This window comes from Sphingomonas hengshuiensis (assembly GCF_000935025.1).
In the GTDB taxonomy this organism is placed as follows: Bacteria; Pseudomonadota; Alphaproteobacteria; order Sphingomonadales; family Sphingomonadaceae; genus Sphingomonas; species Sphingomonas hengshuiensis.
On sequence record NZ_CP010836.1, the window covers coordinates 3,433,524 to 3,446,140 of the forward strand.

Here is a 12,617-nt window from a genome sequence, read left to right on the forward strand (position 1 = left end):
TCCTTGCACCCAGCGCAGCGGAGCGCGCCAAAGCCGAAGCCAAGGTCGCTCGCGGGATATGACAGTCAGTGAGAATAAACTATTTTTTATCAGTCATTTACGCCGCATAATGGCGTAGTTCTGGCGTCCGCTGAGGGGCCCGAATCATTCCCACTCGATCGTGCCGGGCGGCTTGCTCGTATAGTCATAGGTCACGCGGTTGATCCCGCGGACTTCGTTGACCAGGCGGGTCGCCACGCGCGGCAGGAAGTCGCCGGGGAACTGGAACGCCACTGCGGTCATCCCATCCGTCGAGGTCACGGCGCGGAGCGCGAGGACCGAATCATAGGTGCGGCCATCGCCCATCACGCCGACGCTGCGCACCGGCAGCAACACCGCGAATGCCTGCCAAATCGTGTCGTACAGGCCGGCCGCGCGGATTTCCTCGAGGTAGATCGCGTCGGCCTTGCGCAATATGTCGCAGCGTTCCTTGGTCACTTCGCCGGGGATGCGGATCGCGAGGCCGGGTCCGGGGAACGGATGGCGGCCGACGAACGCCTCGGGCAGCCCCAGCTCGCGGCCCAGCACGCGGACCTCGTCCTTGAACAGCTCGCGCAGCGGTTCGACGAGCTTCATGTTCATCCGCTCGGGCAGGCCGCCGACATTGTGGTGGCTCTTGATCGTCACCGAGGGGCCGCCGGTGAAGCTGACGCTCTCGATCACGTCGGGGTAGAGCGTGCCCTGCGCCAGGAACTCGGCGCCGCCGATCTTCTTCGCCTCGGCCTCGAACAGGTCGATGAACGCGCCGCCGATGAACTTGCGCTTCTTCTCCGGGTCGGTGACGCCCGCCAGCCCTTCGAGGAACATCGCCTCGGCGTTCACATGGACGAGCGGGATGTTGTAGCTGTTGCGGAACAGGCTGACGACCTGATCGGCCTCGCCGCTGCGCATCAGGCCGTGATCGACGAACACGCAGGTCAGCTGGTCGCCGATCGCCTCATGGATCAGCACCGCCGCCACCGCGCTGTCGACACCGCCCGACAGGCCGCAGATCACGCGGCCCGTGCCGACCTGCCTGCGGATCTCGGCGACCTTGGCGGCGCGGAATTCGGCCATCGTCCAGTCGCCGTGGAGCCCGCAGACATGGCGGACGAAATTGGCGAGCAGCTTCGCACCGTCAGGGGTGTGAACCACCTCCATGTGGAACTGGGTGGCGTAATAGCGGCGCGCGTCGTCCGCGACGACCGCGAAGGGCGAGCCGGGGCTGACCGCGACGGGGCGGAAGCCGGGGGCAAGCTCCGTCACCTTGTCGCCATGGCTCATCCACACCTGGTGGCTGTCGCCCGGCTGCCAGAGGCCGTCGAACAGCACGCAACGGTCCTGGATATCGATAAAGGCGAGCCCGAACTCGCCCGAGTCGCCAAGCTGCACGGTGCCGCCCAGCTGGTGCATCATCACCTGCTGGCCATAGCAGATGCCGAGAATCGGAAGCCCCGAGTCGAAAATCGCCTGGGGCACGCGCGGCGACCCTTCTTCCAGCACCGAGGCGGGTGAGCCCGACAGGATGATGCCCTTGGGCTTCATCCGCTCAAAGGCCTCTGCGGCAGTGGTGAAGGGGGCGATCTCGCTATAAACGCCCGCTTCGCGGACGCGGCGCGCGATGAGCTGGGTCACCTGGCTGCCAAAGTCGATGATCAGGATGGATTCGTTGTGCTCAGCCGTCATGGGCGGGCGATAGTTAGCCCGCCCATCGCTGTAAAGATCATGCGTCGGGGCCAAGGCCCGCAATCGTCACGACCGGCTCGCTCCCAGCCTTCAGCGCGCAGCGGAAGGCGTAGGTCGGGCGGGCGGTGTCGGCATAGCTGTCGGCCAGCTCGACCTTGCCCTTCACGACCCAGCTCTTGCCGTTCCAGCGATGCTCGCTGATCCCCGTCACCCGCGCCAGCCGGGCATAGTTCTGCGCCTGGCTCTCGGCGGCGACGGCGCAGCGGTCCTGCGCGGCTTCCTCGTCGTACAGACCGTCATATTCGGCGGCGTTGGGCGCGGGGATGTCGGCGACGGGCGAGCCGGGCGGATAGGCGGGCGCGGCGTCGCGGCCATCGACCGGGGCGACATAATCGGCGTGATACATCGCCTGGCGCTCGCGGCGCTTCTTCTCGCCCGACACAAGTGCGACGAGCCCGCCGACCACCAGCGCCCCCAGGATCAGCCCGCCGGTATCGGCGTCCTTGTCCCGATGGTGGCGACCGCCATGATGGCCGCGATCGGGGCCATGACCGCCACGGCCATGATCCTGCGCCTGTGCCGGCATTGCGAGTGCCAGCGACGCGAGCATCGCCGCGCCACCGCCGATCCTGTTTAGAAAGTGCATTCGAGTTCCTCCCATTACCCTAGCGAAACGAGTTTTAGGAGGCGCAGCCTGTCGCGCGGCTGAACCTGATCGTCAGCGTTGCTTCACCTCCAGCCCGGTCCACTTCGCGGCAAAGGCCCAGAGGTCGGCGGCTTCTTCGATGATCTTGTCGGTCGGCTTGCCCGAACCATGGCCGGCGCGGGTCTCAATCCGCACCAGATGCGGCTTGTCGCCAATCTCCGCCGCCTGGATCGCGGCGGTGTATTTGAAGGTGTGGCCGGGAACGACGCGATCGTCGGTGTCCGCGGTGCTCGCCAGGATCGCCGGATAGGCCACGCCGGAGCGGACATTGTGATAGGGCGAATAGGCATAGAGCCGCCGGAAATCAGCCTCTTCCGATGGCTTGCCATAGTCATCGACCCAATAGCGCCCCGCGGTCCAGCGATCGAAGCGCAGCATGTCCATCACGCCCACCGCAGGCAGCGCCGCCGCGAACAGCTCCGGGCGCTGGTTGACCACCGCGCCGATCAGCAGCCCGCCATTCGATCCGCCCTGGATCGCGAGCTGGCCCTTGCCGGTGATCCCGTCAGCGATCAGATACTCGCCCGCCGCGATGAAATCGTCGAAGCTGTTCTGCTTGTTCGCCAGGCGCCCGCCGTCGTGCCACGCCTTGCCATATTCGCCACCGCCGCGGATGTTCGCCACCGCGAGCACCCCGCCCTGTTCGATCCACGCAAGCCGCGACGCCGAAAAGCCTGGGGTGAGCGAAATGCCGAACCCGCCATAGGCATAGAGCAAGGTCGGCGCAGGGCCGCTCGTCCCCTTCTTGCGGACGACGAACATCGGCACGCGCGTCCCGTCCTTCGAGGCATAGAAACGCTGCTCGACGGCGAACCCCGCCGGATCGAACAACAGCTTGGGGCGCGCCCAGGGCGTCGTCTCGCCGGTCGCGACATTGTAGCGATAGATCGTCGTCGGTTCGTTGAAGCTGGTATAAGCGAAGAAGGTCTCGGGATCGTCGGGATCGCCGCCAAAGCCCGATGCGGTGCCGATCCCCGGCAAGGGCAGCGCGCCCAGCGGCGTGCCGTCGAGCGCGAAGCGGCGGATTTCGGTGCGGGCATCGACCAGATAGCTGGCGATCAGCGCACCGCCGATGATCCCGGCGCCCTCCAGCGTGGCGGCATCCTCGGCGATCAGCTCGTGCGGCTGGGGGTTCGGCGCGGCGACGTCCATCGTCACGACCTTCACCCGGGGCGCGCCCTTGTTGGTCGTCCAGTAGAATTTGGTGCCCTGATTGCCCGCCAGGCTCCAGCTATTCTCCAGCCCGGCGATCAGCGTGCGCGGCGTCCATTTGGGGTCGTGGAGGTCGATCAGCGTGATCTGGTAGCGATCGTCGGTGCCCTCGCTGGTGGTGATGACCAGCCAGCGGCCATCATCGGTGACCTGCGGATAATGGCTGCGCTTGGGCTCGGCGGGGGTTTCGTAGACGAGGCGGTCAGCGCTCTCCGCCGTGCCGATCCGGTGGAAATAGATTTTGTGGTTCTCGTTGAGCGCCTGATATTTCGCGTCCGCGGCGACATCGGGATAGCGCGCGTAGAAGAAGCCGCTGCCGTCCTTCGCCCAAGCGGCGCTCAGCGCGAATTTCATGCCGTGGACGGTGTCGCCGGTGTCCTTGCCGGTCGCGACGTCGAGCAGCTTCGCGGTGCGCCAGTCGGTGCCGCCGTCCTGGATGGCGTAGAGCAGGTAGCGGCCATCCTCCGACGGCGCCCATTCGGACAGCGCGGTCGCGCCGTCCGCCGACCAGCCATTGGGATCGATCAGCACGCGGCCCTGCCCCTCGGCGCTGTCGCGGACGAACAGTACCGCCTGGTTCTGGAGCCCCGAATTGTGCATGTAGAAATAGGCGCCGCCCTTTTTCTGCGGCACGCCGAAACGCTCATAATCGAAGAGCTGCTTGATCCGGGCGCGGAACGCCGCGCGGCCCGGCAGCGTCGCGAGATAGGCGTCGGTGACCCTATTCTCCGCCGCCACCCACGCCGCGACTTCGGAGTCGTTGCGGACGTCGTTTTCCAGCCAGCGATACGGATCGGCGACCTTCACGCCGAATTGCTCCTCGACCACATCGACGCGGCGCGTTTCGGGATAGGCGGGCTTGGTCATCGGTGAAGGGGTGTCCGTCTGGGTCTGGGAATGGGCGGAGGTGGCGAGCAGGACCGCCAGGATCAAGGCACGGCGCATGGAAAAGCGAACTCCGGTTGGCCGCCGAGCTTAGGGAGCGGCGGGCCAAACGAAAAGGGCGGCCGCACCGTGGTGCGACCGCCCTTTTCCTGTCCCGAGGGACCGATCGATCAGGCCGCGTCGGCGAAATCGTCGTCGTTATAGACCGGACCCGAATCCTGGCCCTTGGCCGAGACGTCGCGGTCGACGAACTCGATGATCGCCATCGGCGAGGCGTCCGACTTGCGGATGCCGGCCTTGATGATGCGGGTATAGCCGCCGTTGCGATCGGCATAGCGCGCCGCCAGAACGTCGAACAGCTTCACCAGCTGGGCGTCGTCGAGCAGGCGGGCGTGCGCCAGGCGGCGGTTGGACAGGCCACCCTTCTTCGCCAGCGTGATGAGCTTCTCCACATAGGGACGCAGCTCCTTCGCCTTGGCGACGGTCGTGGTGATCTGCTCGTGCTTGATGAGCGCGGCGCTCATGTTGCGGAACAGGGCAAGGCGGTGGGCCGAGGTCCGCTGAAGCTTACGGCCGCCTACGCGATGGCGCATGATAACATCCTTCGTTCGTTAAGGGGCCGTTTGACGGAACCCCAGACCAGGCGGTGCGAAACGGGCCACCGCCCAAAACCCGGTACTAAGTTTACGAAGTTTAGGGTTTTGAGGCCCTGCTTCGCCATGGTTCGACCCTTGCCGCCTGAGGCCCCGGCTTTCGCCGGGGTGACGGCAGTCCGATCAGCCCATGATTTCCTGTTCGAGCTTCTTCGCCATCTCTTCGATGTTCTCGGGCGGCCAGCCCGGGATTTCCATGCCGAGGCGCAGACCCATCGACGAGAGGACTTCCTTGATCTCGTTGAGCGACTTGCGGCCGAAGTTCGGCGTGCGCAGCATCTCGGCTTCGGTCTTCTGGACCAGGTCGCCGATATAGATGATGTTGTCGTTCTTGAGGCAATTGGCCGAACGCACCGACAGCTCCAGCTCGTCGACCTTCTTGAGAAGGTAACGGTTGATCTGCGCGGTATCGCCCACGGCGCCGCCGTCCGACGGAGCCGCCGGAGCAGCCATGCCGACCGGAGCCGCACGGGTCATCGCGCTGTCGTCGAAGTGGACGAACAGGGCCAGCTGGTCCTGCAGGATGCGCGCGGCATAAGCGAGCGCGTCCTCGGGCGTGATCGTGCCGTCGGTCTCGAGGCTCAGCGTGAGCTTGTCGTAATCCAGTTCCTGGCCGACGCGGGTATTCTCGACCTTGTACGACACCTGGCGGACCGGGCTGTACAGCGCATCGACCGGGATCAGGCCGATCGGGGCATCCGCCGGACGGTTCGACGCGGCGGGGACATAGCCCTTACCGGTGTCGGCGGTCAGCTCCATGTTGAGCGTCGCGCCATCGTCGAGGTGGCAGAGGACCAGTTCGGGGTTCATCACTTCGATGTCGCCCGAGACGGCGATGTCGCCGGCCTTGACTTCCGTCGGGCCGGTTGCCGAAAGCTGGAGCCGCTTCGGGCCTTCGCCCTGCATGCGGATCGCGATCTGCTTCACGTTGAGGACGATATCGGTCACGTCCTCGCGCACGCCGGCGAGCGACGAGAATTCGTGCAGCACATTCTCGATCTTGATCGAGGTCACGGCGGCACCCTGGAGCGACGACAACAGCACGCGGCGCAGCGCGTTGCCGAGCGTCAGGCCGAAACCGCGCTCCAGCGGCTCTGCAACGAAGGTCGACTTGCGCTTGGGATCGCCGCCGGGCTTCTTCTCGAGGCCGTTGGGCTTCTTGAGTTCCTGCCAATTCTTAGCGTTGACGGACACGGGCTTCCCCTGAGTTGGGCAGGAGGGGGGCTATCCTGCCGATATAGCCAGTCCGGCCGCACCCCTGCTTCCACAGGGGCGCAACCGGACCGATAGGTAAAATCAGACGCGGCGACGCTTGGACGGGCGAACGCCGTTATGGGGGATCGAGGTCACGTCGCGGATCGACGTGATCTGGAACCCGACCGCCTGCAGCGCGCGAAGCGCCGATTCGCGGCCCGAACCGGGACCCTTGACTTCGACTTCGAGGGTGCGGACGCCGTGCTCGGCAGCCTTGCGGCCCGCATCCTCGGCAGCGACCTGCGCTGCATAGGGCGTCGACTTGCGCGAGCCCTTGAAGCCCATCATGCCGGCCGACGACCACGAAATCGCGTTGCCCTGGGCATCGGTGATCGTGATCATGGTGTTGTTGAAGCTGGCGTTCACATGGGCGACGCCTGCGGTGATGTTCTTGCGTTCGCGACGGCGAATGCGCTGCGGTTCACGTGCCATTGGTCAGCGCCCCCTTACTTCTTCTTGCCGGCGATAGGCTTGGCCTTGCCCTTGCGGGTGCGCGCATTGGTATGCGTGCGCTGGCCACGGACGGGCAGGCCCTTACGGTGGCGCAGGCCACGATAGCAGGCGAGATCCATCAGACGCTTGATGTTCATCGAGGTCTGGCGGCGAAGATCGCCCTCGACCGTGTACGACGCATCGATCGCTTCGCGAATCTGCAGCACTTCCTGATCGCTCAGGTCCTGGACGCGGCGCTCGGGCGCGATTTCCAGCTTGGCGGTGATTTCCTTGGCCTTGGCCGCGCCAATGCCGTGGATATACTGAAGCGCGATGACGACGCGCTTGTTAGTCGGGATGTTTACACCCGCGATACGTGCCATGTAATTGTTTCTCCCAGCTCCACGAGGCACCGCATGGCAGCGCGCCCCATCTCTTCGCGTTGATTCCGAAATGCGGCGACCCGACGTGCGCATGAGCGCCGCCGTTACGACCGTTGGTTCGGAAGAAGCGCGACATATGCAGCCCCGCGCGCAGAGTCAAGCGCCGCGGGGGCAATTTCGCCGGGAACGGATACATACACCATCCTGGAGGCCGCGCCAAGCTGGCGCATGTCGGCATGGGGCGGAGCGGCGCTGCCGCACGCCGGATCGGCGCAGCCCCGCTCACGCCGACGGCAGGACGATCGTCGCGACCAGCCCCGGCGCATTGTCCGACAGCAACAGCCGCCCGCCGTGCAGCCGCGCCACCGCCTCGACCAGCGCGAGCCCCAGCCCTGCGCCGGGCAGGCTGCGCGCCCGGTCGAGCCGCCCGAACCGGCTGAGCGCCTGGGCATGATCGGCGGGGGCAATGCCCGGCCCGCGATCGGCCAGCGCTATACGCACCTCGCCCGGCGCGGTGACGAGCGACAGCGCAATCTCGCCCCCGCTACCGGCATGGCGCAGCGCATTGTCGATCAGGTTCGCCAGCGCCTGCGACAACAGCTCGCGGTGCATCGGCAAGGGCGGCGGGGGGAGCGGCGGGAGCGTGAGGACGAAAGCGAGGCCCGCCTCCTCCACCACCGGCGCGTACAGCTCGGCGATCTCGTCGATCAGCTCGGCGGGGGAAAAGGGCTGGAGCGTGTCGCGGGTCATCGCCTGCGACCGGCTGATCTCGAGCAGCACCGCGAGCATCCGCATCACCAGATCGGTCTCGACGATCAGCCCGGCCAGCGCCGAGTCGCGCTGGGCCGGCTCGGCGGCGGTCAGCGCGGCATCGGCGCGGGCGCGCAGCCGCGCGATCGGCGAGCGCAAATCATGCGCGATCGAATCGGTGACGATGCGCAGCTCGGCCATCAGCGAATCGATCCGGTCGAGCATCTGGTCGATACGCCCCGCGAGGCGATCGAACGCATCGCCGCCGCCCGCCACCGCGCCGACCCGCCGGGTCAGGTCGCCCGCCGCGACGGCATCGACGGCACCCGCAATCCGGTTCAGCCGGCGACTGACATAGCGCGTCAGCACCAGCCCGCCCGCCGCACCGAGCACCAGCGACAACAGCACCGCGAGCAGCAGCGCGTGCTCGAGCGTGCGCTGGGCACGCTCCCAATCGTCGAGCAGCCGCCCGTTGACCAGCCAATCACGCCCCAGCGGGCGCACCGCGAACCCGGCCTCCTGCCCATCCCACCCCGCCCCACGGGCCAGCGCGCCGATCCGGAAGCGTTCGGCGGCGGGGGCGAAGGCGAGCTGGTCCGGCGCCGTACCGAACAGACGGCGGCCGCGCGCATCGACCACCGTCATCACCAGCGACTCGTCGCCGGGCTGCTGCGCGTTGGCGATGGCCTGTTCCAGCGCGCGCGACCCGCCCGAGCGCCAGAGCGCGGCGAGCGTATCCGATTGCTCGATCGTATCCCGGCGCAGCACGCCGATCGCGTCGTCATGCGTCTGGTGCCAGACGAACCCCGCCAGCGTCAGGCTCGACACCAGCGACAGCCCCACCGCGAGCAGCGCGAGCCGCGCGGTAATCGAAAGCCGCGTCACGTATCGAGCGCGAGCCGATAGCCGGCGCCGCGCACGGTGTGGAGGATCGGCGACGCGAACCCCTCCTCCAGCTTGCGGCGCAGGCGGCCGATATGGACGTCGACGACGTTCGAACCCGGATCGAAATGATAGTTCCAGATCTTTTCGAGCATCATCGTGCGCGTGACGACCTGCCCCGCATGCCGCGCGAGGAATTCGAGCAGGTTGAATTCGCGCGCGCCGAGCAGGATCGCGCGGCCCTGGCGCGTGACGCTGCGCGCGAGCAAGTCGATCTCGAGGTCGCCGACGGTGAGGCGCGTCGTCTGGACTTCGGCGGCATTGCCCTCCGCGCGGCGCAACAGCGCCTCGACTCGGGCGAGCAGCTCGGCGAAGGAAAAGGGCTTGGTGAGATAATCATCGGCGCCGGCGCGCAGCCCCTTGACGCGATCATCGACGGTGCCGAGCGCCGAGAGGATCAGCGCCGGCGTGCGGATATTGGCGGCGCGCAACGCGCCCAGCATCGCGAGCCCGTCGAGCCCGGGGAGCATCCGATCGACGATCAGCGCGTCGAATATCCCCTCTGACGCGAGGAACAGCCCGTCGCGCCCGTCGGCGCTCTCCTGCACCGAGAAGCCCGCCTCCCCCAGCCCCTTGGCCAGATAGGCGGCGGTCGCCGCGTCGTCTTCGACGATGAGGATCTTGCGAGTCATTCCGGGGTGAAGCCTAGGACGCAGGGGGGCCGGCGGGAAGGGGGGACTTCCCGCCGGCCCTGGGCCGACACCGATGCAGGAAAGCCTCGGCCCAACGGGGGTTATGCCCTGGCCCCCGCCGCGCAGGGCGTCGCGGCGGTGGGGACCGGGGGTCGGATCTGGGGAAGCGTCATCGGCCGGGCCTTCAGCGAAGAAACGGGCCGGCGACGCCGCCAGTCCTGATGCGCTTCTAGGCCCCGCCGCTGCGCGATGTGGTGACGCGAAGATGAAGAGTTTTTCATGCGGGGGGCGCCGGCCCCGAAACGCAGACGCCCTCCCGGCACGGGCCGGGAGGGCGTCAAATGCGCGCCAAGGCGGCGGTGTCAGTCGGTGCCGTCGAGGATCGCGGCGATCTCTGCGCCGACCACGTCCATATCGGCCATGCCGTCCACGCGCCGGACGAGCCCGCGGACTTCGTACAGCGGCAGAATCGGCGCGGTCTTGGCGCGATATTCGGCCATCCGCGTCCGCACCGTCTCCGCATTATCGTCGGGGCGGCGCTTGAACTCCTGGCTGCCGCACACATCGCAGGTGCCGGCGACCTGCGGCAGCTTGTAGCGATCATGATAGCCCGCACCGCATTTGGCGCAGGTGAAGCGCCCGGTGATCCGGTCGACCAGCGCGTCCTCGTCGACGACCAGCTCGATCACATAATCGAGCTTGCGCCCGCGCTCGGCCAGCAGCGAGTCGAGCGACTCGGCCTGCGGCGCGGTGCGCGGATAGCCGTCGAAGATCGCGCCCTTCTCGGTATCCGGCATGTCGAGCCGTTCGCCGATGATGCCCGACACGATCTCGTCCGAAACCAGCGCCCCCGCTTCCATCACGGCCTTGGCCTTGACGCCGGTGGGCGTCCCCGCCTTCACCGCCGCGCGCAGCATGTCGCCCGTCGAGAGCTGGACCATGCCCCGCTCCGCCTCGAGCCGGCTCGCCTGGGTGCCCTTACCAGCGCCCGGTGGGCCCAACAGGATGATGTTCACTCGCACTCCCCATTCAGCGCTGCGCCGTTAGCGCATGCGCCCCTTCAGCTTGGCCTTCTTGATCAGGTCGCCATACTGGTGTGCCAGCAAATGCGACTGAATCTGCGTCACCGTGTCCATCGTTACGTTCACCACGATCAGAAGGCTAGTGCCGCCCATCAGGAACGGAACGCCCATCGACAATATCAGATATTCGGGCACCAGGCAGATGATCGTGAGATACGCGGCGCCCACCACGGTGATGCGGGTCAGCACATAATCGAAATAATTCTCGGTGTTCTTGCCCGGGCGGATGCCGGGGATGAACCCGCCATAGCGCTTCAGATTGTCCGCGGTCTCCTCGGGATTGAAGACGATCGCGGTGTAGAAGAACGAGAAGAAAATGATCCCGAGCCCGTACAGCGCCATGTAGAGCGGCGAGCCGTGGCGCAGCCAGGTGTTGAGGTTGATCACGAGATCGCCCCACCAGCTCTCGCCCGAGGTCGCGGCGCCCGCGAACTGGGTGATCGTCAGCGGCAGCAGCAGCAGCGACGACGCGAAGATCGGCGGGATCACGCCGGCGGTGTTGAGCTTGAGCGGCAGATGGCTGCGCTCGGCCTGCACCCCGCGCGCGGTCTGGCGCTTGGGATATTGGATCAGGATGCGGCGCTGGGCGCGCTCCATGAAGCAGATGAACAGCACTAGCGCGGCGATGCCGACCAGGATGAGCACGAGGCGCAGCGGGTCGATCGTGCCGGTACGGCCGCTCTCGAACAGCTGGACGAGCGTGGTGGGCAGGCGCGCGACGATGCCGGCCATGATGATCAGCGAAATGCCGTTGCCGATGCCGCGGCTGGTGATCTGCTCGCCGATCCACATCAGGAACAGCGTGCCGCCGACCAGGCTGATCACCGCGCCGACGCGGAACAACAGCCCCGGCTCGATCACCGCCTGAAGCCCCTCCGAGGCGCCGAACGCCTCGAGCCCGACCGCGATGAAATAGCCCTGGATCGCCGTGAGGCCGACGGTGCCGTAGCGGGTATATTGGTTCAGCCGCTTGCGACCGCTCTCGCCTTCCTTCTTGATGGCGTTGAGCGTCGGGCTGAGCGAGGTCGCGAGCTGCACCACGATCGATGCGGTGATGTAGGGCATCACACCCAGCGCGACGATCGACATGCGCTGGAGCGCGCCGCCGGTGAAATTGTTGAAGAAATCGAGCACCCCGCCCTGCGTCTGCTGCGCGAGCAGGTTCAGCTGGGTCGGATCGACACCGGGAAGCGGAACGTAGCTGAGCAGACGGAACACGATCAGCGCCCCGAGCGTAAACCACAGGCGCTTCTTGAGTTCGGTGGCCTTGGAAAATTTCGCAAGGCTGATGCTGGAGGCGAGTTGGTCGGCTGCGCTAGCCATCGATTACCCTGTCCCGAAATTGAAAAGGCGGCGGGACCTATCCCTAGCCCCCGCCGCCCATATAGGTACATCCGCGGGCTTGTCTAAGCCCCAACGGAAATTCAGCCCTTTGCGGCTGCAACCTTCTCGGCCTTGTCGGCCTTGCGCGCATTCTGGGCGACACGATGCTTCGCCTTGTGCTTGTCGCGCGCGGCGACCAGTTCGGGGATGGTCACGGTGCCGCCAGCCTTTTCGACGGCTTCCTTGGCGGTCTTCGACGCACCGGCGACGGTGATCGTGATCGCCGAGGTGATCGCACCCTTGGCGAGGAGGCGGACGCCGTCCTTGCCGCCACGGGTCAGGCCCGCCGCGTTGAGCGCCGCCTGGTCGAGCGCTGCCGAGGCATCGAGCGTGCCCGCGTCGATCGCCTTCTGGATCGCGCCGAGGTTCACTTCGGCATAATCCTTGGCGAAGATGTTGTTGAAGCCGCGCTTCGGGATACGCATGTGGAGCGGCATCTGACCGCCCTCGAAGCCGTTGATCGACACACCCTCGCGGCTGTTCTGACCCTTGACGCCGCGGCCTGCGGTCTTGCCCTTGCCCGAGCCGATGCCGCGTCCGACGCGCATGCGGCGGTGGCGGGCGCCCTGGTTGTCGTTGAGTTCGTTCAGCTTCATGAT

At 66.7% G+C, this 12,617-nt stretch carries 12 protein-coding genes; all 12 read right to left on the bottom strand.

Annotated elements, in window-relative coordinates:
• Nucleotides 1-144: 144 nt before the first annotated feature.
• Complete coding sequence (guaA, locus tag TS85_RS15235) at nucleotides 145-1,704, bottom strand: glutamine-hydrolyzing GMP synthase (RefSeq protein ID WP_044333335.1); 1,560 nt, start codon at nucleotides 1,702-1,704, stop codon at nucleotides 145-147.
• Between the two features lie 37 nt (nucleotides 1,705-1,741).
• Nucleotides 1,742-2,350: a hypothetical protein gene (locus tag TS85_RS15240; RefSeq protein WP_155006438.1), complete on the bottom strand. Its 609-nt coding sequence runs from the start codon at nucleotides 2,348-2,350 to the stop codon at nucleotides 1,742-1,744.
• A gap of 72 nt (nucleotides 2,351-2,422) precedes the next feature.
• On the bottom strand, nucleotides 2,423-4,567 hold the full coding sequence (locus TS85_RS15245) for a prolyl oligopeptidase family serine peptidase (protein ID WP_044333337.1): 2,145 nt from the start codon (nucleotides 4,565-4,567) through the stop codon (nucleotides 2,423-2,425).
• A 110-nt stretch (nucleotides 4,568-4,677) separates the two neighbouring features.
• Complete coding sequence (gene rplQ / locus TS85_RS15250) at nucleotides 4,678-5,100, bottom strand: 50S ribosomal protein L17 (protein ID WP_044333338.1); 423 nt, start codon at nucleotides 5,098-5,100, stop codon at nucleotides 4,678-4,680.
• A 183-nt stretch (nucleotides 5,101-5,283) separates the two neighbouring features.
• On the bottom strand, nucleotides 5,284-6,354 hold the full coding sequence (locus tag TS85_RS15255) for a DNA-directed RNA polymerase subunit alpha (RefSeq protein WP_044333339.1): 1,071 nt from the start codon (nucleotides 6,352-6,354) through the stop codon (nucleotides 5,284-5,286).
• A gap of 102 nt (nucleotides 6,355-6,456) precedes the next feature.
• Nucleotides 6,457-6,846: a 30S ribosomal protein S11 gene (rpsK, locus tag TS85_RS15260; RefSeq protein WP_025495450.1), complete on the bottom strand. Its 390-nt coding sequence runs from the start codon at nucleotides 6,844-6,846 to the stop codon at nucleotides 6,457-6,459.
• Between the two features lie 14 nt (nucleotides 6,847-6,860).
• Nucleotides 6,861-7,229, bottom strand: coding sequence for a 30S ribosomal protein S13 (gene rpsM / locus TS85_RS15265; RefSeq protein WP_044333352.1), 369 nt, complete (start codon nucleotides 7,227-7,229; stop codon nucleotides 6,861-6,863).
• 282 nt (nucleotides 7,230-7,511) lie between these two features.
• The gene (locus tag TS85_RS15270) at nucleotides 7,512-8,864 is read right to left on the bottom strand and encodes a sensor histidine kinase (RefSeq protein WP_044333353.1); all 1,353 of its coding nucleotides are present in this window, start codon (nucleotides 8,862-8,864) and stop codon (nucleotides 7,512-7,514) included.
• Complete coding sequence (locus TS85_RS15275; protein ID WP_044333355.1) at nucleotides 8,861-9,553, bottom strand: response regulator transcription factor; 693 nt, start codon at nucleotides 9,551-9,553, stop codon at nucleotides 8,861-8,863. Before TS85_RS15275 ends, TS85_RS15270 begins: the two co-directional genes overlap by 4 nt.
• A gap of 362 nt (nucleotides 9,554-9,915) precedes the next feature.
• Nucleotides 9,916-10,569 carry an adenylate kinase gene (locus TS85_RS15280; RefSeq protein ID WP_044333357.1) on the bottom strand — a complete coding sequence of 218 codons (654 nt, stop codon included), beginning with the start codon at nucleotides 10,567-10,569 and terminating at the stop codon, nucleotides 9,916-9,918.
• Nucleotides 10,570-10,596: 27 nt separating this feature from the next.
• On the bottom strand, nucleotides 10,597-11,958 hold the full coding sequence (gene secY, locus TS85_RS15285) for a preprotein translocase subunit SecY (protein ID WP_044333359.1): 1,362 nt from the start codon (nucleotides 11,956-11,958) through the stop codon (nucleotides 10,597-10,599).
• Nucleotides 11,959-12,059: 101 nt separating this feature from the next.
• The gene (gene rplO / locus TS85_RS15290) at nucleotides 12,060-12,614 is read right to left on the bottom strand and encodes a 50S ribosomal protein L15 (protein ID WP_044333361.1); all 555 of its coding nucleotides are present in this window, start codon (nucleotides 12,612-12,614) and stop codon (nucleotides 12,060-12,062) included.
• Between the last annotated feature and the right edge of the window lie 3 nt (nucleotides 12,615-12,617).